The organism is Streptomyces luteogriseus (assembly GCF_014205055.1).
In the GTDB taxonomy this organism is placed as follows: Bacteria; Actinomycetota; Actinomycetes; order Streptomycetales; family Streptomycetaceae; genus Streptomyces; species Streptomyces luteogriseus.
Genome location: NZ_JACHMS010000001.1, coordinates 423713 through 447661, shown reverse-complemented (window position 1 = coordinate 447661; position 23949 = coordinate 423713). Strand labels below are relative to the sequence as shown.

At 73.5% G+C, this 23949-nt stretch carries 19 protein-coding genes and 2 pseudogenes; 7 read left to right on the top strand and 14 right to left on the bottom strand.

The annotated features are described in order from the left end of the window. Positions 1–25: 25 nt before the first annotated feature. Positions 26–394: an apotyrosinase chaperone MelC1 gene (gene melC1 / locus BJ965_RS02090; RefSeq protein WP_184907068.1), complete on the bottom strand. Its 369-nt coding sequence runs from the start codon at positions 392–394 to the stop codon at positions 26–28. Between the two features lie 340 nt (positions 395–734). Between melC1 and BJ965_RS02085 the strand changes: the two genes are divergently transcribed. Together BJ965_RS02085 and BJ965_RS02080 are read left to right on the top strand one after the other, a co-directional pair. Further along, entirely contained in the window at positions 735–1946 is a 1212-nt protein-coding gene (locus BJ965_RS02085; RefSeq protein ID WP_184907067.1) for an FAD-dependent monooxygenase, read from the top strand. A 17-nt stretch (positions 1947–1963) separates the two neighbouring features. Next, positions 1964–2203 (top strand): annotated as a pseudogene (locus BJ965_RS02080) (TetR/AcrR family transcriptional regulator); the annotation flags it as partial. Here the strand turns inward: BJ965_RS02080 and BJ965_RS02075 are convergent. Beyond that, positions 2200–3939 (bottom strand): cholesterol oxidase substrate-binding domain-containing protein, encoded by a 1740-nt coding sequence (locus tag BJ965_RS02075; RefSeq protein WP_184907066.1) that lies wholly within the window; start codon positions 3937–3939, stop codon positions 2200–2202. The pseudogene BJ965_RS02080 and the gene BJ965_RS02075 overlap by 4 nt on opposite strands. A gap of 139 nt (positions 3940–4078) precedes the next feature. Between BJ965_RS02075 and BJ965_RS02070 the strand changes: the two genes are divergently transcribed. After that, positions 4079–5062, top strand: a complete 984-nt coding sequence (locus BJ965_RS02070; protein WP_184907065.1) for an aldo/keto reductase — start codon at positions 4079–4081, stop codon at positions 5060–5062. 9 nt (positions 5063–5071) lie between these two features. Here the strand turns inward: BJ965_RS02070 and BJ965_RS02065 are convergent, their stop codons facing one another. Beyond that, complete coding sequence (locus BJ965_RS02065) at positions 5072–5419, bottom strand: hypothetical protein (protein WP_184907064.1); 348 nt, start codon at positions 5417–5419, stop codon at positions 5072–5074. Between the two features lie 148 nt (positions 5420–5567). On the opposite strand from BJ965_RS02065, the gene BJ965_RS38675 reads away from it, so the two are divergent. Beyond that, complete coding sequence (locus BJ965_RS38675; RefSeq protein WP_376777890.1) at positions 5568–6065, top strand: DUF6328 family protein; 498 nt, start codon at positions 5568–5570, stop codon at positions 6063–6065. On the opposite strand, the pseudogene BJ965_RS02060 reads toward BJ965_RS38675, so the two are convergent. The 3 genes and pseudogenes from BJ965_RS02060 to BJ965_RS02050 form a co-directional block, all read right to left on the bottom strand. Beyond that, positions 6004–6698, bottom strand: a pseudogene (locus BJ965_RS02060) (DUF2238 domain-containing protein); the annotation flags it as partial. The gene BJ965_RS38675 and the pseudogene BJ965_RS02060 overlap by 62 nt on opposite strands. An 82-nt stretch (positions 6699–6780) precedes the next feature. Beyond that, entirely contained in the window at positions 6781–7206 is a 426-nt protein-coding gene (locus tag BJ965_RS02055; RefSeq protein ID WP_184907062.1) for an SsgA family sporulation/cell division regulator, read from the bottom strand. Between the two features lie 62 nt (positions 7207–7268). Next, entirely contained in the window at positions 7269–8306 is a 1038-nt protein-coding gene (locus tag BJ965_RS02050) for a hypothetical protein (RefSeq protein ID WP_184907061.1), read from the bottom strand. Between the two features lie 148 nt (positions 8307–8454). On the opposite strand from BJ965_RS02050, the gene BJ965_RS02045 reads away from it, so the two are divergent. Next, a complete protein-coding gene (locus BJ965_RS02045; RefSeq protein ID WP_184907060.1) occupies positions 8455–9150 on the top strand; it encodes a hypothetical protein in 696 nt (231 codons plus the stop codon). Here the strand turns inward: BJ965_RS02045 and BJ965_RS02040 are convergent. Then, positions 9047–10018, bottom strand: a complete 972-nt coding sequence (locus tag BJ965_RS02040) for an LLM class F420-dependent oxidoreductase (RefSeq protein WP_184907059.1) — start codon at positions 10016–10018, stop codon at positions 9047–9049. The two genes, BJ965_RS02045 and BJ965_RS02040, sit on opposite strands and share 104 nt — an antisense overlap. Before the next feature lie 72 nt (positions 10019–10090). On the opposite strand from BJ965_RS02040, the gene BJ965_RS02035 reads away from it, so the two are divergent. Next, on the top strand, positions 10091–11539 hold the full coding sequence (locus tag BJ965_RS02035) for a serine hydrolase domain-containing protein (RefSeq protein WP_184907058.1): 1449 nt from the start codon (positions 10091–10093) through the stop codon (positions 11537–11539). Between the two features lie 20 nt (positions 11540–11559). Here the strand turns inward: BJ965_RS02035 and BJ965_RS02030 are convergent, their stop codons facing one another. From BJ965_RS02030 to BJ965_RS02005, 6 genes are all read right to left on the bottom strand, one after another. Continuing rightward, on the bottom strand, positions 11560–13212 hold the full coding sequence (locus BJ965_RS02030; protein ID WP_184907057.1) for a serine/threonine protein kinase: 1653 nt from the start codon (positions 13210–13212) through the stop codon (positions 11560–11562). Positions 13213–13562: 350 nt separating this feature from the next. After that, positions 13563–14522 carry a threonine/serine dehydratase gene (locus BJ965_RS02025; RefSeq protein ID WP_184907056.1) on the bottom strand — a complete coding sequence of 320 codons (960 nt, stop codon included), beginning with the start codon at positions 14520–14522 and terminating at the stop codon, positions 13563–13565. A gap of 366 nt (positions 14523–14888) precedes the next feature. Then, positions 14889–16028 (bottom strand): polyprenyl synthetase family protein, encoded by a 1140-nt coding sequence (locus BJ965_RS02020; RefSeq protein WP_376777968.1) that lies wholly within the window; start codon positions 16026–16028, stop codon positions 14889–14891. 5 nt (positions 16029–16033) lie between these two features. Further along, positions 16034–17095, bottom strand: a complete 1062-nt coding sequence (locus BJ965_RS02015) for a tetratricopeptide repeat protein (RefSeq protein ID WP_184907055.1) — start codon at positions 17093–17095, stop codon at positions 16034–16036. Positions 17096–17267: 172 nt separating this feature from the next. Next, the gene (locus BJ965_RS02010; RefSeq protein ID WP_184907054.1) at positions 17268–17945 is read right to left on the bottom strand and encodes an AIM24 family protein; all 678 of its coding nucleotides are present in this window, start codon (positions 17943–17945) and stop codon (positions 17268–17270) included. Between the two features lie 73 nt (positions 17946–18018). Beyond that, positions 18019–19314, bottom strand: a complete 1296-nt coding sequence (locus tag BJ965_RS02005; protein ID WP_184907053.1) for a CAP domain-containing protein — start codon at positions 19312–19314, stop codon at positions 18019–18021. A gap of 336 nt (positions 19315–19650) precedes the next feature. Here BJ965_RS02005 and BJ965_RS02000 point away from each other — a divergent pair, with 336 nt between their 5' ends. Next, positions 19651–20886 carry an SGNH/GDSL hydrolase family protein gene (locus BJ965_RS02000; RefSeq protein WP_184907052.1) on the top strand — a complete coding sequence of 412 codons (1236 nt, stop codon included), beginning with the start codon at positions 19651–19653 and terminating at the stop codon, positions 20884–20886. Positions 20887–20947: 61 nt separating this feature from the next. Here the strand turns inward: BJ965_RS02000 and BJ965_RS01995 are convergent, their stop codons facing one another. Then, a complete protein-coding gene (locus tag BJ965_RS01995) occupies positions 20948–23920 on the bottom strand; it encodes a helix-turn-helix transcriptional regulator (protein WP_184907051.1) in 2973 nt (990 codons plus the stop codon). Positions 23921–23949 lie beyond the last annotated feature (29 nt).

Here is a 23949-nt window from a genome sequence, read left to right as displayed (position 1 = left end):
TGCTCCAGATGCCTTGCGGTGCGGGTCAGTTGGCGGGGAAGGGCAGCAGGGGCGCGCCCTGCAGCTCGTCCACCGCGGCGCGGGCGGCGGCGCGCGGGGTGGCCACCGGGTCGTAGTGGCTGACGACGCTGATCCAGCTGCCGTCGGCGTTGCGCATCACATGCAGCTCGACCCCGTCGACGAACACCGCGTAACCCGCGCCGTGATGGGCGTGGTGACCGGACCCGGTGGCCGGCCGGCCCTGTATCCGGCGCCCCTTGTAGACCTCGTCGAAGGTTCCGGGGGAGTCGTGGTGCCCGGCGGCCGACGCCGGGGCGACGGCTGACAACGTCCCGGCGCTCGTGGCGAGGACGGCCGCGGCGGTGAGCGCGCTGCGACGGCTGAGTTCCGGCATACGGACCTCCTGGGTGGGTCGGGTTGATGACCCCGCATGCCTATCGGCCCGCCCGCTACCGGGAGAAATCCACGCGAGCCGGTTGGCTGCGATCCGGGCAATTCCCCTTATGTCATGCAAGGTTGAACGAAGATGATCTTGCCGTGGGAGAGTCGCGCGCCCGTTCGGAAGGGGAAATTCCACCCGTGGGAGGTGTTGTGACGGATGTTTCTGTCCGCGCGGCCCGTGACTCGTGGTACGCGTCACGCCGCGAAACTGGCGCGATCCGGCGGTCCGGTCGGAGGCACCCGCCCCCTGCTACTCTGCGTCCGCAATCGACAGCTCTCGGTAATTCTCAGGGGTGTTCGTGAAGGTCGCCTGTGTCGGTGGCGGACCAGCCGGTCTGTACCTCTCGATCCTGCTCAAGCGGCAGGACCCGTCCCACGACGTCACCGTCTACGAACGCGATCCGGAGGGTTCCACCTACGGCTGGGGCGTGACGTACTGGCGCCACCTGCTCGACCGGCTCCACGAGAAGGACCCCGAGTCGGCGGACGTCCTCGACGCCGACTCGGTCCGCTGGAGCGCCGGCGTCGCCCACGTCCGGGGCCTGACGACCCGGCACAGCGGCGACCAGGGCCACGGCATCGGCCGCCACCGGCTGCTGGAGATCCTCGCCGCCCGGGCCCGCGACCTCGGCGTACGTCTGGAGTACGAGCGCGAGATCACCCCCGGCGACCTGCCCTCCGGCGCCGACCTGATCGTGGCGGCCGACGGTGTCCGCAGCGCCCTGCGCACCCGCCACGCCCCACACTTCGGCAGCCGGCTCACGCCCGGGCGCAACCACTACGTCTGGCTCGGCACCACCAAGGTCTTCGACGCCTTCACCTTCGCCTTCGTGGAAACCGCCCACGGCTGGATCTGGTGCTACGGCTACGGCTACGGCCCCGACCGCAGCACCTGCGTCGTCGAATGCGCGCCCGAGACCTGGACCGGCCTGGGACTCGACCGGGCGAGCGAGGCCGACAGCCGCGCCCTGCTGGAAAAGCTCTTCGTCGACGTCCTGGACGGGCACCCCCTGCTGGGCCGCCCCGGCGGCACCCCGTGGCAGACCTTCCGCACCCTCACCAACGACACCTGGCACCACGGCAACCTGGTCCTGCTCGGCGACGCCGCCCACACCACCCACTACTCCATCGGCGCCGGCACCACCCTCGCCCTGGAGGACGCGATCGCCCTGGCCGCCGCGCTGCGCGAGCACCCCGAACTCCCGCAGGCCCTCGCCCGCTACGAGCGGGAACGCAGAGCGGCCCTCCTGCCCGTGCAGAGCGCGGCCCGCTACAGCGCCCAGTGGTACGAGAACCTGCCGCGCTACATGCACCTGCCGCCGGAGCGCATGTTCGCCCTGCTCGGCCAGCGCCACTCGCCCCTGCTGCCCTACGTCCCGCCCCAGCTGTACTACCGGCTCGACCGGGCCGCCGGGCAACTGGAACCGCTGCGGCGGTTCAAGCGCTGGCTGGGGCCGAAGGTCGCGCGCACCGTGCACGCGCGGTCGCTGGCCTCGCGGGAATAGTCCGAGGCTTGGGTGAACCCCTGCACAGAGAGCAGGGCGACATCCTGCGCGCCAACTTCCGCACCCAGGTGACCGACCGCCTCACCGCCCGCCTCACCGGCCCCGACGCGGGCCTGCGCGCCGAACTCGCCGTCGCGACCCTGCTCGGCCTCGGCGTGACGTACGGCATCGCCCGCGGCACCGAGCTGCGGGCGCACGCCGTCGAGACCCTGGTGGACCGGTACGCCCCGACCGTCCAGGCATACTTCACGGCCTAGGGCGCGTCCGCCTTGCCGAACAGCCGGTCCAGGAACGCGTTGCCGTACACGCGGTGCGGATCGAGCCGGTCCAGCGCCGCGTCCGCCTCCGCCCACTCGGACGGGCCGACCGCCGCCGGGACGACGCCGCCCAGCACCTCCTCGTCGCTCCACACCCCGTCGTCCGTGTACGCCCACCCCTTGGACCATTCGACCCGGGTGAGCGCGGACCCGCCGTCGAAGGTGCGCAGCAGGAACCGCTCGATCTCGCGCAGGAACGCCTCCGCGTCCGGCGTGCCCGGCAGCGTCAGGATGTCCAGCCACACGGCCGTGTCCCACTCGGGATGGTCCGCGGGCGGCCGGAGCGCCGACAGCAGCGGTGTCCGGGCCCCGGCCACCCCGGCCTCGCCCGGCTCGTCCAGGCCCGTCACCCGGATCTCCACCGAGCCGTTGACCGGGAAGCTGCCCCGGGCGGCGTAGGCCGTCAGCCGCTCCCGGTAGAACGCGGCGAACTCGGAGACGACCCGCTGCACCCGGTCCCGGGAGGTGAGGACCGCGTAGCCGTTGGCGTGCACCCGCAGCGTGCTCGGCTTCAGATACAGCAGCGTGTTCTTGGACGGCCCCCAGAGGTCGGCGGACAGCGTCGTCACCAGCCCCAGCGCGGCGGCCTCGTACTGCGCGGTTCCGAGCAGCGGCGCCAGGTACCAGGCCGCGTCCGACGTCATCCGGCCGACCAGCTCCGCCACCGGCCCCGGGATGTTGTCCGAGAACGGGTAGTTGTACGGCCGGGTCACCTTCCGCGAGGTCAGCGGCCGGGTGGGGGAGACGCTCCACACCTTCAGCCAGGGATGCTCGGTGAAGGCGAACCAGATCGCCTCGACCCGCCCCGCCTCGTCCAGGAAGCTCGCGAAGGTCCGCGCGTCGCCCGAGCCGGGCGCGGCGAACAGCTCCCCGGCCGGGATGTCGGTACGGCTCACGCACCTGAGGTCGGTGTTCGCGCCCGCCCGCAGCACCACCTCCGTCACCAGGGCCCGGCCGAGGTGGGTCAGCAGCGCGGCGCAGTCCGCCTCGTCCCGGTGGAACGTGTGCAGCACGTACGCGCCGGCCCGGGCGTCCCACACGACAGCCGTCAGGGACAGGACCAGATTGCTGAGCGAGCCGTATGTGTGCCCGGGCGGCCGTCGCTCGCCCCGCGCGGGAACTGCGGTGCCGTGCGCGTCGACGGCGAGGGCGCCGCCCAGGGTCAGGACCCCGGGAGCGGGCGCGGCCGTGACGCCGAGACCGTGCTCCTCCAGGAAGGTCAGCAGCGCCTCCATGGTCACGCCGGTTCCGGCGCGCACGGCGGTGGGGGAGTCCAGGGCCAGACCGGTGAGGTGGGGCGAGGTGTCGACGAGGAGGACCGGCGCGCCGGACGGCGTCCCCTCCGTGACCGTCAGGGGCGACCAGCCGTGCGAGGCGCCCCGGGCGCGCACCCGCCACCCGTGCCGCCACGCCCAGTTGACGACGTCGACCAGTTCGTCCGGGCTGCCCGGCGCACAGGCCCACAGGCCGTCGGCGGTGATCTCGCCGACCCAGTTGCGGTACGCCGAGCGGTACAGCGCGACATCCGCCGGGAAGTCCGGCAACTCCGCGGCGGCGGCCGCCGGATCCGCCGGCAGACCGGGCACCACGGCCAGTGCCGCGGCGGTGCGGAGGAAGCCCCTGCGGGTCCAGGAGGAGGCGGCCGACGGGTAGTTGTTCGTTGCACCAGTGGTCACGTGGAGTCACGCTAGGGGCTGGTTGACACGTGACGCGTTCCTGTCGCACCGATTCACTCGTGCGAGTGAATCGGGCGGTCTCGACGAGCCGGATCGACACGTTCCGCGCGGTGCCGTGACGGATGACAGACTGACGCCCATGGACGAGCGCACATTCGACAGGTCGGATCAGCACGCCTCCGTCATCGGTCTGGGCACCTGGCAACTGGGGGCCGACTGGGGAGACGTCGACGACAAGGACGCCCTCGCGGTACTGGAGACGGCGGCCGAGTCCGGGGTGACCTTCTTCGACACCGCCGACGTGTACGGCGACGGCCGCAGCGAGCAGACCATCGCCGCGTTCCTCAGCGGCCGCCCGGACCTGCACGTCATGGTCGCCACGAAGATGGGCCGCCGGGTCGACCAGATCCCCGGGAACTACGTGCTCGACAACTTCCGCGCCTGGAACGACCGCTCCCGGCGCAACCTGGGCGTCGACCGCATCGACCTGGTGCAGCTGCACTGCCCGCCGAGGCCCGTCTACTCCACGGACGAGGTGTTCGACGCACTCGACACCCTCGTCGAGGAGGAGCGCGTCGCCGCCTACGGCGTCAGCGTCGAGACCTGCCAGGAGGCGCTGACCGCGATCGCCCGGCCGAACGTGGCGAGCGTGCAGATCATCCTGAACCCGTTCCGCATGAAGCCCCTGCGCGAGGTGCTCCCGGCCGCGCGCGAGGCGGGCGTCGGCATCATCGCCCGCGTTCCGCTGGCCTCCGGCCTGCTGTCGGGCAAATACACCCGGGACACCGTCTTCCCGGAGAACGACCACCGCACCTACAACCGGCACGGCGAGGCCTTCGACCAGGGTGAGACCTTCTCCGGCGTCGACTACGCCACCGGTGTCGAGGCGGCCGCCGAGTTCGCGGCGCTCGCCCCCGAGGGATACACCCCGGCCCAGCTGGCCCTGCGCTGGATCGTCGAGCAGCCCGGCGTCACGACCGTGATCCCCGGCGCCCGCTCACCCGAACAGGCCCGGGCCAACGCGGCCGCCGCCCGCCTCCCGCAGCTGCCCGGGGAGACGCTGACGGCGATCCGCGCCCTGTACGACCGGCGCATCAAGGACCAGGTCGAATCCCGCTGGTGAGGCCGCCTCTCACGGCTCCAGGAGCAACTGCCTCTCCTGCTCCTGGTCGCCGGAGGCGACGCCGTCGTCGCGTGCCGTGAAGGCCCGGGTGAGCGTGTCGCTCGCCCGCCGCACGGCCTCCGGGCTGCCCTGCACGGTGACGGTCACCGGTGCGGACAGCCGCCCGGCACCCGCTCCGTCGCCCCCGGCAGGACCCGCGTTCGTCTCCCCGTCGAAGGTCGCCGTGTGGACCGTCGCGTTCTCGTCGGCGGGAAGATCGTCGGGAGACCCGAACGTGCCTTCCAGGGCCCGGACGACCGCTCGCGCGTCGTCGGCGCCTCCGCCGCTGAGCGTCACGGTGAGCTGCGTACCGGACATGAGTCCACGACCTCCTCGGTTCTGCGTCCTTCGCGCCGTCCGTGTAACCGTCCCCTGATCGCTCAAACCGGCCCGGGGGCGGGGGACGACGGCTCGTTCCGGGGAACCCGGGAAAGAGGAGGGCTCAGGTCTCACACCGGGAGGAACAGTGGCGGACGCGGCAGAGGGCGGGGTCATGCGCCGGGGGCGCAACGAGACGGAGGAGGAGAGAGCGGACCGGATGTGGCAGGAGCTCATCCAGGAGGTCCGCGTGGCGCAGATGGGCGTCCAGATCCTCTTCGGCTTCCTCCTCACGGTGGTGTTCACCGAGAAGTACGACGACCTCTCCGGCACCGACCAGACGATCTATCTCGTGACGGTCGTCCTCGGTGCCTGCGCGACCGGGGCACTCATCGGCCCGGTGGCCCTGCACCGCATCGTCGCCGGGCGGCGCGTCAAACCCCAGGCGGTCCGGCTGGCCTCTCGGCTCACCCTGCTCGGCCTCGTGCTGCTGCTCGCCACGACGACCGCCTCACTGCTGCTCATCCTGCGCGTGGCCACGCACGACGGATTCGTGCCCTACCTGGTGGCCGGGGTGGTCGGCTGGTACCTGCTGTGCTGGTTCGTCCTGCCGCTGTGGACCCGGCATCGCTACACGTCGAGGTGATGTCACCGCCACCAGTTGCCGGTCGTGCACCCGGCTGAGCAGCAGCAGTGAGGCGGTGGCCCCGATCAGCGCGCAGAACATGTCCCACTGCGTGTCCCACGCGTCGCCCTGGGTGGCCAGAAAGGCGTCCGCCGCGTGCCCTCCGGCCACGGCGGCCGCCCACTCCAGCATCTCGAAGACGGCGCTGAACGCCAGACACGCGCACACGGTCAGCGGAGCGAGCCACCGGCTCCCGCGCAGCGGCGAGGTGCGCACCAGCAGCTCGCGCGTCAGCACGGCCGGGACGAAGCCCTGCATCAGGTGGCCGAACCGGTCATAGGGATTGCGGTCCAGACCGAAGGCGTTCCGGACCCAGTCGCCGACCGGCACCTCGGCGTAGGTGTAGTGGCCGCCCACCATCAGCACCACGGCGTGGGCGGCCAGCAGACAGCACAGCAGACCGGTGAGCGGGAAGCGGCGCCGGGTCAGCACCAGCAGCGGCAGGCCCACGACGACCCACACGACCTCCGGGAACCAGGTCATGCGGTCGTGCGGGTTCCACCCGGACAGGGCCAGCACCGCGAGCACACCCCAGGCGAGGGCGGCGGGCAGGGACGGCCGGGGACCCGGACGTACGTCGGACACAGCGGACATGGCGGGCTCCTCTCGAGGGAGCCCGTCGTCCAGTCGGGGGCGGGCCGCCGGCATGAGTACGCCTACTCAGACCGGCCGCGGTTCAGCCCCCCGCGAGAACGCCCGCCAGGAAGTCGTCGACATGGACCTCCTCGCGGCCCGGCCGCACCACCTCGTAGGTCTCCCGTAGGAACGCCGCGAACCCCGGCGCCCAGGCGAACACCACGGCGTGGTGGCGCCCGCCGTCGGCGCGGGCGTCGCCGAGGAACTCCAGGCGCAGTTCCTGCCACATGCCCCGGGACTCCGGGCGCATCCGCACGTCGCCCACCCCGACCGGACGCCGCAGCGCCTCACCGAGCATCTCCCGGTCCAGCTGCCACCGGGCGAGGACGCGGCCGTCATGGCTGAAGACCACGGTGACGGCGAACGGGTCCGCGGCGTCGTAGCTCAGGTGGGCGAGCACGGAGAAACGGTCCGTGTCGCCCGCCTGGAGCTGCACCACCAGGGTCTTGTGGACGAACGAGTTCACGAGGGGGCCTCCGGGAAGAACCGACGTAGAGCCCTCTAGTACCCCCGATTTCGCCGGAATGCTCAGCCGACCGGGTGATTCTCGCGAGCGCCGCGCAGCGACTCGATGCACACCGCGACGGCCCGCTGCAGATCCTCCAGACGCTGCACCATGTCGTCCTCGTAGAACTCCCCGGCGTCGTCGAAGGTCAGCTCCTCGAACACCTTGGTGGCCTTCTGCAGGCTGCTGTAGAACTTCGTGCGCCGCTCCCGCACCCGCAGCCCCGGGTCCGCCTCCACGACCTCGACGACGAGGGACTTCATCGTGTCGTAGGCCTCGGCGGCCCACTCTCCGGCGTCCTCGCCCTCGTCGAGCTCGTCGAGGAGCGACAGGTGCCGCTCGGCCTCCTGGCGCAGGTCGGCGGGGGCGTCGACGGTCTGCCCGGCGGGCGTCTTGATCTGCCCCGACTCGGCGATCTGGCGCACGTACCCGATCCGGTCGGCCGCCCTGCTCTCCCCGGCGACGGCCTTCTTCAGCTCGTCGGTGCGCACCACGTCACGGGCCAGCTCCGACTGCAGGTCCGGATCCTCACGGACTCGGTCCAGCAGGGCCTGGCGGGCGGCCCGGGCGGTGGAGGGGTCGGCCAGGATCGCGGCGCGCAGGGCGGTGGGGTTCTCCGCGACCTCGAGGGCCTTCGTGGGCCGGATGCCCTCCGCCTCGGCGGCCTCGGAGATGGCGGTGCCGCGCTCGGACGTGGCGCTGTTGCGGGAGACGTAGTAGCTCAGCCACACGTCGGCGTCCGGCAGGTCCACCTCCTGACCCGGCGTCAGCGCCTCGAAGTGCGGAACCATGCCGTCGTCCGCGGCCCGGTCCCACGCCTTGTAGTAGCGCATGACCCGCTCCGGGGAGCAGCCGGCGAGTTCGGCGAACTCCTTCGCGGACACCTTCGGCGTCTCGTCCGCGCCCTGGCCGCCGGGCCGCACGCTGCGCGCCACCTTCAGCCCGAAGGCCCACCCTCCGGTCCGGGCGTACGCCCCGAACTCCCGCGCGTCCCGCGCGACCAGGTCGGACAGGGGCGCCGGGGCGACGGGGGTCTCGGGCGGGGTGATGGCAACGGTCACGGACGACTCTCCTGAGGCGGGGCAGATCGGACTGCACGAGGTGCGCACGGAAGCCTAGCGGCACCCGCTGACCTCGCCGTTCACCGCCCGCGCGGCCCGTCCGAAAACCGCTGTCCCGGGCGGACGCGGGTGCGGGAGGATGCCGGGCATGGTGCGACAGGAGGCGGACATGCCGCTACGCCGCTGCGCGGAGTGCGGTGGCTACGCGTACGGCGGTGCCCCCGCCTGTGCCGCCTGCCGCGACCTGGTGGACGGCATCGTCGAGAGGGCGTGGGCCGCGTTCCTGGGGCAGTGGGACACCGCCTCGGGCGACGACCAGGAGCGCGCCCTGGCCGAGATGGTCGTCGCCGAACCCGACCGGCACGACTGGCGGCTGGTGGACGCCGCCCTCGACCGGCTGGTGTGCCCCGACTGCGGCGACCGGCTCACCCGGGGCCCGGCCGGCTGCCCCGCCTGTGACCGGGCGCACGGCTACCGTTACGCCGCGATCGAGACGGACCGGCCGGGTGTACCGCCCGGCAACGAGCACGCGATCCGGGTCAACGTCTCGGTGGTGCGCAGACCCCAGGTCACCTCGGAGAGCGAAGTGCTCGTCCGGCGGCTGCTGCTGCCCCTCCTGCTGGCCGGGTTCCTGCCCACGACCGGGGAGGCCCAGCGGGTGAGCGCGCTCGCGAAGATGAGCCCCCCGGGGCGGAGGGCTCATCTGGTCGAACGGGCCGTGGCGGCACTGGCCGAGGACGTCAGCCGAACGCGTCGCGCAGCGCCGGCAGCAGCGTCTTCTCCGACCAGTCCAGGTAGGCCGGCTGCGACTCGCCGCCGATCTGGACGAGCGCGATCTCGGTGAACCCGGCCTCGGCGTACGGGCGGACGGCCTCGACGAACGCGTCCGGGTCGTCACCGCAGGGAATCGCGTCGGCGACGTCGTCCTGCGTGACGAACTGGGTGGCCGCGTCGAAGGAATCGGGATGCGGCAGCTCCGAGTTGACCTTCCAGCCGCTGCCGAACCAGCGGAACTGGGAGTGCGCCCGCTCGACGGCCGCGTCCCGGTCGGGGTCGTAGCAGACCGGCAGCTGGCCGATGCGGGGCTTGCCCTGGCCGCCGTGCTGGTCGAAGGCCTCCAGCAGCCCGGCCTTGGGCTCGGTGGCGATCACCAGGTCACCGAGCCGGCCCGCGAGTTCGCACGACCGCTCCCCGGAGACGGCGATGCCGATGGGCGGCGCCTCGTCCGGCAGGTCCCACAGCTTGGCCGACTCCACGTCGAAGTGCGTGCCGCGATGGTTGACATGACGGCCCTCGAACAGGGCGCGGATGATCTCCACGGCCTCCTCGAACATCTCGTGCCGCACATCGACGGACGGCCAGCCGCCGCCCACCACGTGCTCGTTGAGGTTCTCGCCCGAGCCCAGCCCCAGCCGGAACCGGCCCTCGGAGAGCAACTGCAGGGTCGCCGCCTTCTGCGCCACCACCGCAGGGTGGTAGCGGAACGTCGGGCACGTCACGTACGTCATCAGCGGGATACGTGACGTTGCCTGGGCGGCCGCGCCGAGCACGGCCCAGGCGTACGGCGAATGACCCTGCGAGCGCAGCCACGGGAAGTAGTGGTCGGAGGTCACCGAGAAGTCGAAGCCCGCCTCCTCCGCCCGCACCACGTGGTCGACGAGCTCTCGGGGGCCGGCCTGCTCGGTCATCATCGTGTATCCGATTTGCACCATAACCGGCGAGTCCCCTGACAGCTGGCCCGGAAACGGCTCGATCAAGGTCGCCGACGGGTGCAGGATGCATCCATGAGTGCTTCCGCCCTGCCGACGTCCGGTCCCGCCGCCCGGGGTGTCGACGCCTCCGGCGTCAACGCCTTCCTCGACGCCCTCGAAGCCGCCCCCGAGATCGAGCCGCACAGCCTGATGATCATGCGGCACGGGCACCTGGTGGCCTCCGGCTGGTGGGCGCCGTACACACCCGAACGTCTCCACCTGATGTACTCGCTCAGCAAGAGCTTCACCGGGACCGCGGCCGCCCTGGCCGAGGCCGAGGGTCTGCTCGACTTCGACGCGCCGGTGATCTCGTACTTCCCGGAGTTCGAGGCCGACATCACCGACCCGCGCAGCCGGGCGATGCTCGTCCGGCACGTGGCGTCCATGGCGAGCGGCCACCGGCGGGACACCGTCGACGAGGTCTTCGGGCGAGACCCCGCCGAGCCCGTACGGGGGTTCCTGCGGCTGCCGCCCGACGGCGACCCGGGCACGGTCTTCGCCTACAACCAGCCCGCCACCTACACGCTCGCCGCGATCGTCCAGCGGGTGACCGGGCAGCCGCTCACCGCCTATCTGCGGCCCCGGCTGCTGGATCCGCTGGGCATCGGCGAGGTGTCCTGGAGGCGGGACCGTGCCGGCCGCGAGCTCGGCTTCAGCGGTCTGCACGCCACCACGGACGCCGTCGCCCGGCTCGGCCAGCTGTATCTGCGCGACGGGCTGTGGGAGGGCGAGCGGCTGCTGCCTCAGGGGTGGGCGGCCAGGGCCTCGCACCCCCGCACACCGACCGCCGGAGCCATGGGCGACGTGGACCGGCAGGACTGGGATCTGGGTTACGGCTACCAGTTCTGGACGTCCCGGCACGGCTACCGGGGGGACGGCGCCTTCGGCCAGTTCTGCCTGGTGCTCCCGGAGCATGACGTGGTGATCGCGGCGACCGAGCGGATGCAGGAGTACCTGAACCTGGTCTGGGACCATCTGCTGCCCGCCTTCGGCCCCGAGCCGCTGACCGGCCGCGAGGCCGCCGACGCGGAGCTGCGGGAGCGCCTCGCCCGGCTCACGTTGCCACCCGCCCCGGGCCGTCCCGCACCTCTGGAGCGGGAGCGGGAGCGGGACTGGACGGCCGCCGCGTTCACGCCCGCCGCGGAGGCCGGGCCGGTCCGGTCGGCCGGGCTCGCCCGCGACGGGGACGGCTGGACGCTCGTGCTCACCGGAGAAGCGGACCGGCCGGACCACCCGGACCGGCTCGTCCTGCCTCTCGTGGGTGAAGGCTGGACGGTCGCGGAGGAACCCGCCCCGACCGCGGTGAGCGGCGGCTGGACCGATTCCGGCACGCTGGCCGTGGACGTGGTGTTCCTGGAGACCCCGCACCGCCTGGCACTGACCTGCTCACTCACGGACCGGAAGCTCACCGCGCACTGGGGCACCCGGCCGCTGCACGGCGGACGCCTCACCACCCTGCGCGCCCCGCGCCGCTCGCACTGAGCCGCGCCGGACCGTCCGGCTCAGACCGAGCCCGGCCGGAAGGTCTTGAAGAACGTGCGCAGCGCCTCCTGGTTGGCGGCGTCCCCCCAGTCGGCGTCCGGGGTCGTCCAGCGCAGCGAGAAGCTCCGGCCCTCACCCAGCAGGATGCCCCGGCCGAGGGTGTGCACCCGGGTGCCGTCGACGTCGGCGGTCCACTCCATGTCGGCGGCCTGGCGACCCTGGTACGTCGTCGCGCGGATCGCGCCGATCCGGTCGTAGCCGTCCGCCTGCTTGAGGTTGGGTTCGACGTCGTCCCGCCACACGGCCACGGGGTCCGGGCCGGCCTGCTCGCTGTAGGTGACGGCCAGTGTGCGGTCGTCCCCCTCGGCGCCGAAGAGGACCCGGTACGCCTCGCCGTCGCGGTCGGTGTCCAGCCGCTTCCAGCCCTCGGGCAGCGCGACGGAGAAGCCCTCCGGTGCCCGGTAGCGCTGGAAGCCGGGCGGCAGGGCCGTGGCCGGGGCGGACGGTGTGGGCGTGGGAGTGGGAGCGGGGGGCGGGGACGACGGGCTGGGGGTGGGGGAGGGGGACCTGGGCGGACTGGGCGGTCCGGACGGCTCGGGGCTGTCGCCGCCGGTGTCCTCGCCCGGCGTGGCGGCCGAGGCCGGCGGCCGGACCGGTGATTCGGCCGTGTCGCTGCCGCTGTCCGTGCCGGGCAGCCCCTGGGTCGCGGCGAGCACGGCGACCGCGACGGTGACGACGGCCAGGGCCGTTCCCGCCACCATGGTCCGTCTGCTCCATGCCGGGCTCCCCGGGCGCATCGCGGCGTAGGCGCCGCGCAGCCGCGGGACCGGTGCCGCGGCCAGGGCGGCCTCGGGATCCTCGCTCAGTGCGCGGGTCAGCGCCTCACGCACCACGGGGCGGGTCAGCCGCTCCCGTGAGTCCTTGCGGAGCAGTCCCTGCACGACCTGGGTGAGCGGCCCGGCGCGCACCGGCGTGCGCAGCGGCAGCCGGTCCACGCCCTTCAGGGTGTTCTCCGGGCGTCCCCGGTCCCGGAACGGCGGGCGCCCCTCGACCATCGTGTACAGGATCGAGCCCAGCGCCCAGAGGTCCGCGGCGGGGCCGATGCGCTGGTCGCGGGCCTGTTCCGGGGAGGCGTACGCGGGTGCCGTGAGCCGGGGCGCGAGGGTCGCGCCGGCCAGGCCGTAGCCGGTGACGACGACCGAGTGGCCCTCGCGCACGAACACCTGGCCGGGGCTGAGCTCGCCGTGCGTGATGCCCTCGGCGTGCGCGGCGTCCAGCACGTCGAGCAGCTCCAGGCCGATCCGCGCCGCCCGCACGTAGTTGAACGTGCCCTGCTCCGAGAGGAGTTCACCGAGCGGGGTGCCGTCGATCCACTCGTTCACGGTCCACAGGGCGCCGGCCTCCTCGACGGCGTCGACGACCGTGGCGATCCGGCCGGGACACAGCAGCGCCATGTTCTCGGTGGTGCGCAGCAGGCGGGCGGCGGCCCGGCGCTCGGCTGCGCGCGGGTCCTCCGGAAGCCCGATCTGGGTCACGAGACACGGGCGGGAGATCTCACCGGCCCCGGTGTCCTCGGCGTACCAGCAGATGCGGTTGGTCTCGCGCTGGATGATCTCTAGCAGCCGGTACCGGCCGGCGACCAACTGGTGTGTGGAGACGTGCGCCCTGCCCATGGCCATCCCTCGCTGGAAACCTGGCTCTGACCTTTTCCAGAGGTACGGGGAGCGAGGCACCCCGCGTTCAAACGGATCGCAACTCCGTGTTCATTCCTGTCTTTTGTTCAAGGGAAGGGGCGAGTATGGGTGCAAGTGTGCGAGGAAAAACGGTCTTTCGCCGTCTCGGGCGCGGTTCACCTCGGCGGCCGGGGCCGTGGCGGGCGCCGAAATCAGCCCGTCGCCGCCGCGGATTCGCGAATTCCCGCCGGGCCTGGTGGTAACCGGCGGTAAATGCGGACGTGTACAGCGTCTGAACTCGGAGCCCTCCGATGAATTCCGCCCCGGATTCCCCGAGAGCCACCGGAACGTCAGCGCAGACCGAAGCGATGCGACCAGGCGAACAGATCGCCCGTCGTCGCGTTGCCTCCGCACACCACCAGGCCGAGCCGGGCCCCGTCGCCGACCCGCTCCAGAACCTGCCGGGCGGCCGGCAGCAGGCAGCCGGCCGCCGGTTCGGCCCACACCTTGGCGTGGTCGGCCAGATCCAGTGAACCCTGTACGGCCTCCCGGTCCGGAACCACGAGAACCTCGGTGACCAGGGCGGAGACATGGTCGTACGTCAGCTGCGACACGGACGGCGCGCTGAGGGTGGAGACGATCGACGACAGGGGGACCGGCAACGGACCACCCGCCGCCAGCGCCTCGGACATCGCCTGCGCACCCTCGGTCTCCACGCCCCACACCCGCACCCCGGGCCGGCAGGCCCTCAGCGCGGCGGCGACGCCGGCGATCAGGCCGCCGCCCCCGATGCTCACGAGGACGTCCGTGAGCTCACCGGCGTCGGCGGCGAACTCCAGCCCGACCGTGCCCTGTCCGGCGATCACCACCGGGTCGTCGAAGGGGTGGACCAGGGTCAGCCCCTCCTGCTGGAGCCGCGTCATGAGCGCGAACGCCCCGTCCATGTCGTCGGTCAGCCGCACCGACGCGCCGGCCGCCTCCGCGATCTCCACGGCACGGGCGGGTGCCGAGCGCGGCATCACCACCGTGGCCTTCACATCGAGAGCCGCGGCCATGACCCCGACGGCGATCCCGTGGTTGCCGCCGCTGACCGCCACCACCCCGGCGGCCCTCTCCGCCTCGCCCAGCGACAGCAGTTTCGCCGTGGCCCCGCGCGCCTTGAACGACCCGGTGCGCTGCAGCAGTTCGAGCTTCGCGGTGACCGGGGCCCCGAGCAGCGCCGACAGCCCCGGGCTGTCCACGGTCGGGGTGCGCACGACGTGGTGGGCGATCCGCCCCGCCACGGCTTCGATCTCCGAGATGCCGATCATGGCAGTCATCCTTCCGGCGCGGGGTCGCGAAACGCGCCGTGTCGAACCCTGACGTGCGCGGGGCGCCGAGGTCAACGCGGTGTGGGCGCCGGCGGGCGGAGCGGGACGACGTGGGAGGTGGTACGTCGTCCCCGCCTTCGCCGAGAGTCCGCGCCCCCTGCCTTCGCCGCGACGTGGCCCCCTGCCTTCGCCGCGACGTGGCGCCCTGCCTTCGCCGCGACGTGGCGCCCTGCCTTCGCCGCGACGTGGCGCCCTGCCTTCGCCGCGACGTGGCGCCCCGCCTTCGCCGGGAGCCCGCCCCGCGCGAGATGCCGGCACCGCGCGGAGCACCCCGGACCGTATCGAGGGCCCGGTGCCGGCGAGGGCTCAGACGTCGCGCCGCACCAGGTAGCCGAGCAGCGACCGCAGCTCACCGGCGGCCCGGGTGGTCGACGGCACATCGGAGAGGGCTGTCTCCACGGCGGTGATGTGCCGCCGGGCCTCCGCCAGGGCCACTGAGCGGCCGCCGGCCTCCTCGATCAGGGTCGCCGCCGTCTCCGGCGCGTCGCCCGACTCCAGGAGGTCCGCGATCCGGCCGCCGATCGGGGAGCCGAGCGCCACCAGCACCGGGAAGGTCTTCTTCCGCTCGCGCAGATCGCCGTGGACCGGCTTGCCGGTGACACGGGGATCGCCCCAGATACCCAGCACGTCGTCGACGATCTGGAACGCGACCCCGAGATGCCGGCCCGCCCGGTCGAGCGCGGCGGCCGTCCCGGAGCCGGCGCCCCCGAGCACGGCGCCCAGCGCGGCCGCGCAGCCCAGGAGCGCGCCCGTCTTGTGCTCCGCCATCGCCCGGTACTCGTCGGGCCGTACCCGCTCCGGCCCCGTCCACGGACGGTCGGCGAACAGCAGGTCGTCCGCCTGCCCGCGCACCAGGTCGCCCAGGGCCACGGACAGCGTCCGCACGGCCCGGGCGCCGCCCGGTTCCGCGGCCAGCGTCTCGACGGCCAGGGCGAACAGGGCGTCGCCCGCGAGCACCGCGGGCCCCGTGCCGTAGGCCTTCCACACGGTCGGGCGGCCTCGCCGGTCCCCGTCACCGTCCATGATGTCGTCGTGCAGCAGGGAGAAGGTGTGCACCAGCTCCACCGCGACGGCCGCCGCCACCCCGGCCCGCTCCGGCGCACCGGCGGCCTCGGCCCCGAGCACCGCGAGTGCCTGCCGTACGCCCTTGCCGCCGGAGGCGACGGCCGGCGCACCCCCGACCTCGCACCAGCCGAACGAGTAGGCGGCCATCTCGCCGACCCAGGGGTGAAGCCGCCCGACGGCTTCCTCCAGGGAGGGCCGGACCAAGGCGCGGCAGCGGTCGAGGACCCCGGGCACGCCGTCGGCGCCCGCCGCGGGAGAACCGGCCGTGGGAGCGTGCGGCTCGCCCTGCCGTGCCGTACGGGGAGCGTCATGCGTGTCGCCCTGCGGCGTCGGCCGTCGAGCGGCGGGAGCCACATGCGCCGCCCGCACCGTCATCGGCAGCGCCGTCACCGTGCCGCCCCCGTCGCCGCCGCCTGCTCGGCGGCCGGTATGCCGAGTTCCTCGTGAGCCCGGGCCACCATCCGGCGAGCGTGCTGGAGGCCGATGCGCTCCAGCAGGCCGGCGAGGTCCGCCAGTTCGGCCGCCGTCTCGGCACGGTCGCGGCCCAGGCGGGCCAGGGACTTGGCGAGCCCCAGGCGCGACAGGGCCTCCCCGCGCGGCTCGCTCATCTCGCGGAACTCCTCGAGCGCCTGCTCGTACAGCTCCCGTGCCTCGGCGTAACGCCCCGCCCGGTACAGGACGTTGCCGCGCATCTTGTGGTTGTAGGCCAGCGCGCTGGACAGCCGCATCGCGCGGCACGCCGTCTCCGCCTCGCTCAGCAGCTCCAGGGCCCGCTCGGTGTCCCCGTCGCGCACCGACACCACGTCGGCCAGCCCGCGCAGCGCCCAGGCGTGACCGCGCCGGTCGTCGGCCCGGGCGGCGATCTCGGCGGCCTCCTCGAACAGCGCGTACGCCGTGTCGTAGCGCCCGGTGTTGCGGTGCATCTGGGCGATGCCCTCCAGCGCCCATACCGTGTGCCGCGCCTCCCCGCGTCGCCGGGCCTCGGCGAGCAACTGCTCGTGCAGGCGGCCGACGGCCTCGTAGTCGCCCTGGATGCGTCCGGTCTCGGCCAGGCCGGCCAGCGAGTAGCCGCGGACGACGATGTCCCCGCCGCGTTCGCCGAGGTCGGCGGCCAGCTGGAGCAGCCTGCGGGCCAGCCGGAGCGCGCCGCGCTGCCGGGCCAGTGTGCCGCCGCTCCACAGAGCCCAGGCCATCGCCCCGACGTCCCCGGCCTGCCGGGCCGCGCGGTAGCTCGCCTTCCAGGCCCGGTCCGCGTCCTCGACCCGGCCCAGCCGGCGGTGCGCCTCGGCCACCGCGAGTCCGGAACGCGCCGCCTCCCCGGGCTGTCCGGCGCGCTCGGCCGCTCTCAACTGCTCGGTACCGGCGGCCAGGACGTCGGTCAGGGAGGAGTTGACGGACAGAGTGGTGAGCGCGCCCTGGTACTCCGGGGCGAATGCCTTGCCGTACATCGATGCCTTTCGGTCCGTATGCGCACCACGTATACATAGCGCGTATACATAGCGTGCATAGAGGGGTGAGAACCTGCCCCGGCCACAAAGGCCAGGGCAGCACCTGTTGCCGATCAAGACGTCGGCGGAACGGACCGGGTTGCCTCTGAGGCGCAGATCACCTGATGGGCGTTCAGTGCTGGCCGGCTTTGTGCGGGGTCGCCTCGCTCGGCCGGACGACGACGTACCCCTCGCCCTGCAGCAGCAGTTGTACGGCCTCTCCGGAGCCGCCGCGCAGCATCGACCCGATGGACTGGGAGCGGTGCAGGGAGGTCTGCAGACCCGCGGTCCAGCCGACGATCGCGTCCGTGTCGACGTACACCGGGTACTGCGGCGAGACCGGAATGACGAGCGGATTGCCCTCGCACACCAGGCCCAGCTTGCCGTGCCCCGTGAAGACGCTGTTGAAGAGGCCGCCGCCGGTCATGCCCGCGCCCTTCACGGTCGCGATGCGGTAGGACAACGTGGCGTCGAAACACAGGACGTTGCGGCCGTTGACCGTGAACTCGTCGCCGGGCTCGACATCGACGACGAAACAGTTCTGCGCCTCGTGCGCGAACCAGGCCTCACCCTGCCCGCGCACCGCCATCAGCGGCAACCCCTCCCCGGTGACCGCGCGCTTGAGCATGCCGCCCACGCCCTGGCCCTTGCGTTCGAACTGGAGGTTGCCGCGGTAGGAGATCATCGCGCCCTGCCGGGCGAGCATTTCGCCGTTCACCGTGTACCGGATGCACTTGGCGTTCTCGACCGCCATGCCCGGCGCTACGGCCGGCTGCACCATGTGCTCGCTGGAAAAGAGGTCACCCTTCATACCCGCATCCTCGCCCGGAGCGCTTCCCTCCGCCAAGATCGCGCAGGCGGCCCGGTCGTGAGGCGGCCGGCCGTCAACCGCCGAAGAGCTGCGTCCAGTACATGCCCGCCCGGCCGCCGCCGGCGAAGCCGATGCCGATGTGGGTGAAGCCGGGCTTGAGGATGTTGGCCCGGTGGCCTGGGCTGTTCATCCACCCCTCCACGACATCGGCCGGGGAGCGCTGGCCGCAGGCGATGTTCTCGCCGACGGAACGCCTGGTGGAACCCGCGGCGGCGGCCCGGTCCCAGGGCTGGCTGCCGTCCGGTGCGGTGTGCGCGTAGAAGGCGCGGGCCACCATGTCCGCGCTGTGCGCCTGGGCGGCCGTGGTGAGCAGAGGGTCGGCGGACAGGGGCGGGAGCCCGTGCCGGGTGCGCTCCCGGTTGGTGAGGTCGACGACGGCCGCCGCCGTGCCGGCCAGCCCGTCCGGGGTGAAGGGCCTGGCCCACAGCGCCGTCCAGTAGACGTCACCGGAGGGGCCGTCGTGCACATGCGCCAGTCCGGCGTGGGTGAACGCCGGGTCGTGCAGGGTGCGCCCGGGCCCGTCCGTGCGCAGGCAGTACGCGACGAACTCCGCGGTCGTACGCGGTCCGGACACCAGGTGCTCGCCGACGGTGAGATACGCGAAACCGGAGCCGATGACGCGCTGGTAGACGGAGACGCCGTCATGCGTCTCGACGCCGAGACGTCCGGCCGCGGCCATGGCGGCGGCGTGCTCCCGGGCCGCCGACATCAGGCGGACGTCCAGGGAGAGCGGAGGCGAACCGGCCGTGGCACGGGCGGGGTTGACCAAGGGCAGGAAACCGTCCGGATCGGGGGCGGCGCTGGGGCCCGCGGGAACGGCGGGGGAGGTCTCGTCCACGACATCGACGCCGAAGTCCCGTGCGAGTCCCGCCAGTCCGTCGGCGTACCCCTGGCCCAGGGCGCGCAGCTTCCAGCGGTCGCCGCGCCGGTAGAGCTCCGCGAGCAGCAGCACAGTCTCCTGACCGGGATGCGGCGGGGTGAAGCGGGCGAGCGTGCGGCCACCCGCGTCGGTGACGTGGAGGGTGGGGGAGGGCAGGCGGCCGAGCGCGGTTTTGGGGTCGGAGGGGCTGACGACGACGGTGACCCGGGTCGCGCCGGTGCGCAGCCCCGGCGGGTCCACGGTGAGCGCGTCGCTCCGCAGGACCACCCCCGGCGCCCCCGGCTGGTTGTAGAAGACGAAGTCGCCGTCGTCCCGGACTCTTCCGCCGTCGTCGGTCACGAGCGCGGACACGTCGAACGGACCGGGCACCCGCACCGTCACCGCACCGCCCGGCAACGCGACGTTGCCGCCGGGAACCAACTCGCCCATCACGCCCCCTCTCCCTCCCCGAGACGGATTCGGCTGCCCGGACAACGGCCACCGGAGCGCGAGGGTTCCCCGCGCCGGACCGGGCTCCCGGGCCGGCTTCGAGAAGCACGTCGTCCACCGGCCGGACACCCACCAGGTCGCGGCGCGCCTACCTCAGCGGCGTCCCTCGCCCCGCCCGGACACCGACCCGGCCGATGTCCCGAAGGCGCCCTGACCGAGAGGGACGGCACGCCCGACGAGGGCCGCCTTCGCAGCGCCGCCGGCCGCACCGCTACGGTGGCGTACGCCGGGACGACCCGCCCGCACCCGACCGACCGGCCGAAGGAGCGCCGCCGCATGTCCCGCACCGCACGTCCCCGTGCCCTCCTGGCCGCCCTCTCCTGCTGTGTCGCACTGGGCTGCGGAACCGGCACGGTGCCGCAGGGCGACCGGCCTAGCCCGCCCTCCAGCGCCCCGACGGCGGCCGGGCACGGAGTGGTCACCTGGGCCTCCTCCGCCGGCCACATCGGCGAGGCGGCCGACGGCCGTGGCTACCGCCTGATGGTGCACACCAGCGTCGGCGGCAGCGGCCTCAGGGTGCGCCTGACGAACGCCTTCGGCGACGAGCCGGTGACGTTCCGCAACGTCCACGCGGGCCTGCAACGCGACGGCGCCGCCCTCGTCCCCGGCAGCAACAGGCGCCTGACCTTCGGCGGCGCCCGCTCCGTCACCGTCCCCGCCGGCGGCATCGTCTACAGCGACCCGCTGCCCGGCCACGTCCCCGCCGGGCGCACCCTCGCCGTCAGCCTGTACGTCCCCCGGGCAGGCGGCACGCTCACCGGGCACTGGATGGCGATGCAGACGTCGTACACCACCGACGGCGACCACACCGCGGAGTCGGGTGCGGCGAACTGGAAGCAGCGGACCGGCTCCTGGTCCTACCTCGACGCCGTCACCGTGCGCCCCCGCAAGGGGACGGGTGCCGTGGCCGCCCTCGGCGACTCCATCACCGACGGCTGGCACTCCACGATCGACCGGAACCGCCGCTGGCCCGACTACCTGGCCCGCCGGCTCGGCACCTCCGGCACCGCCGTCGAGGGAGTGGCCAACGCGGGCATCGCCGGGAACAAGGTCCTCCTCGACGGCCCCGGCGAGAGCGCCCTGAACCGCGTGCAGCGGGACGCGCTGTCCCTGCCGGGCGTGCGCACGCTCTTTCTCTTCCAGGGCGTCAACGACATAAAGGCCGAGCCCGGCGCCACCAGCGCCGGGCTGATCGCCGGGTACCGCAGGCTGATCGACCGGGCGCACGCGGCCGGGAAGTGCGTCGTCGGCGCCACGATCGCCCCCTTCAAGGGCTGGCAGGAATGGGACCCCGCCGGCGAGGCGGTACGGCAGCGGGTCAACGCCTTCATCCGCGACAGCGGGGAGTTCGACGGGGTCGCCGACTTCGACCGGGTCCTGCGCAGCCCCGACGACCCCGAGCGGATCCTCCCCGCCTTCGACGGCGGCGACCACCTGCACCCCAACGACAAGGGGATGCAGGCGATGGCCGACGCCGTCGATCTCCGCAGCCTCGACTGCGGCAAGGGCTAGGCCAGGTCCGCGACATCCGGCCTGCCCCACGACGACCGGCACGCCGGGGCACGTCGCACGGTCAGCCGGAGGTCGTGGGCTCCGGCGTGATCAGGCCCTCGCGGTAGGCGACCGCCACGGCCTCGCCACGGCTCGACGCGCCCAGCTTGGCGAGGATGTTGGAGACGTGCACACTCGCGGTCTTGCCGCTGATGAACAGCTCCTCGCCGATCTGCCGGTTGCTGCGGCCCAGGGCGAGCAGCCGCAGCACGTCCTGCTCGCGCGAGGTGAGCACGCGGGTGCGGTCCTCACCGCCGCGCGTGTCCGACAGCCTGCTGCGCCGGACCAACGCGTCGACCTGCTCCCGCAGCGGCGCGGCACCGAGCTCGTCGGCGCTCTCCCGGACCGCCCGGGCCTCGGCCGCCGCCTCCTCACGACGCCCGGCCACCACCAGGGCCTCGGCGTACCGCAGCCGGCAGCGCGCCAGCTCGTAGACGTCGCCGTAGCCGAACGCCGTCACCGCCTCCGACCAGGCCGCCGCGTCCGGCCCCTTCGTGGCCCGGACCCACTCCGCCTCCGCCCGGGCCAGCCAGGCCTGCCCCTCCGGCCCCTGGGGCGTGCCGTACTCGCCGTGGACGGCGACGGCCCGCGCCAGCTCCACCAGTTCCGTCGCGGTGTCCGTCCAGCGGCGGACCCCGGCCTCGTCGCCGCTCAGCCGCAGCGCGACGGCAGCGTCGGCCACCGCGGCCAGCGCCAGGGCGGCGAGCCGGACCGTGACGCCCGGGCGGGGGACCGCCTCGTCGGCCAGGGCCGTGACCGTGGACCGCATCCACCGCACCGCGTCCTCGGGATCGCCACGCAGCGCCGCGGCGTCGGTGAGCACGATGCCCGCGACCATGGTGGCCATCCAGTCGAAGGGTCCCTCCAGCAGGGCACGCGCCCGGTCGGCGGCCGTCAGATCGCCACGCGCCAGCGCCACGTACAGCGCCGGACCGAACGTGTAGCCCCCGGCCGCCGACGGCACCTCGGCGTCGGACGCCGCCGCGCGCAGGCACTCGTCCCAGCGTCCCAGCACATGCAGCACCAGCAGCCGCAGGTACCGCATCTCCAGCGGGTACGTCGAGGAGAGCAACCCGGCCTGCCGGGCCCGGTCCAGGCCCTCGGTCAGCCAGGGCACGCACTCGGCCAGGGCACCGGACTCGTAGCAGCCCATCGCCAGGTTGAACAGGGCCCGCAGCTCCACGGGTGCGTTGCCCGAACTCCGGGCCAGGGCACGGGCCTTGACCAGGCGCTCGCGGCTCTCCGCGCCGCGCCGCCCGGCCCCGTCGAATACGGCCAGCGAGATCAGCAGGTCCGCCTGGGCGTCGGTCACCCGCAGCTGCTCCGCCACACCCAGGGCCCGGCGGGCGACCCGCAGCGCGGTCTCGTTCTCCCCGACGTGGCGTGCGGCCAGCACATGGGTGGCCGCCGCCCACACCCACGTGCGCGACGGAGGATCCTCCGGGATCATCGCCAGGGCCTCGCTGCTGTAGACGAACGCCGCGGCCAGGCTGTCCACGCTCAGCAGGCTCCCGGCCAGGGTGTAGCGGACCCGCGCGGCGAGTTCGGAGTCGGCGTCCTGGCCGAGCTCCGCCAGCGCGGACCGGGCGAGGGTGACCGCGCGGTGCAGATGACCGGCGTGCGCGGCGGCCGCCGACGCCCGCAGCGTCAGCGTGACCCGGTCGACACCCCCGCCCGACGGCCGGGCCTCGGGGCCCACCGCAGGCCACAGGTCCAGGGCCGCTTCGAGATGCCGCTGCTCCTCGGCCGGTGCCCCGACCCGCTGGGCGTGATCGGCTGCCTCCAGGGACGCGGCCAGCGCCTCGGCGAGGTCGTGGCTCTCCCGGTAGTGGTGGGCGCGCTCGGCGGCACTCTCGGCGAGGTGCCCGCGCCCGGCGAGCAGTCGCGCGAACGCGCCGTGCAGCCGCGCCCGTTCCCCGGGCAGCAGATCGGCGTAGACGGCCTCGCGGGCGAGGGCGTGCCGGAAGGAGTAGGTGTCGTCGCCCCCGGCGACGAGCACCTGCCGCCCCACCGCCTCCCGCAGCGCCGACTCCAGCTCGGCCTCCGGCAGCCCCACCGCCTCCCGCAGCAGATCGTGCTCCACCCGGCGTCCGGCGACGGCGGCGGTCCGCAGCACCTGCTGCGCGGTCTCGGGCAGTTGCTCGAAACGGATCAGCAGTACATCGGCGAGTCCGCTGGGCACCCCGCCAGACTCCGTGTCGGTCGCGGCGAGCAACTCCTCCGCGTAGAAGGCGTTCCCCTCGGCCCGTTCCACGATCCGGCGCACGGTGGCGTCCGGCAGCGGCCCGGGCTCCAGGGCCCGCACCAGCCGGTCCACATCGGAATCGGCCAGCGGCCGCAACTCCAGCCGCTCGACCACGGGCAGCCGTATCAGCTCGGCGAGCAGGGGCCGCAGCGGATGCCGGCGGTGCAGGTCGTCGGCCCGGTACGAGGCGAACACCGCCAGCCGGTGCCGCAGCACGCCCCGGCCGAGCAGGAACCGCAGCAGGTCCCGCGACGACTGGTCCGCCCAGTGCAGGTCCTCCAGCACGAGCAGCAGCGGCGCGACCTCGGCGGCCTCGGCCAGCAGTCCGGCCATCCCCTCGAACAGCCGCAACCGCCCGTCCACGTCCCGCGCGGAGTCGGATCCGGCCCCCAGCAGCCGCTCGACCACGGGATGGGCGGCGAGAGCGTCGGTGAACCGCTCATCGGCGGCCAGCACCCCGAGAATCTCGGTGAACGGCAGATAGGGCAGCCCGACATCGCCGAGATCCACGCAGTGTCCGGTGACCACGGTCATCCCGTCGTCCCGGGCCCGCCCGGAGATCTCGTCCAGCAACCGCGTCTTGCCGACGCCGGCGTCCCCGGCGAGAAGCACGGCCCGCGCCTCACCGCCCCGTGCGCGTTCCAGCAGGCCAGAGAGCCGATCGAGTTCGGCTTCCCGTCCTACGACCGGCGTGATGAATGAAATCCGGGGCACTCGACCAACTCTCCTGGGGGCGCGGGACAGTGACATTGTGCGGCTCCGCCGCGTGGTCGCGCCCG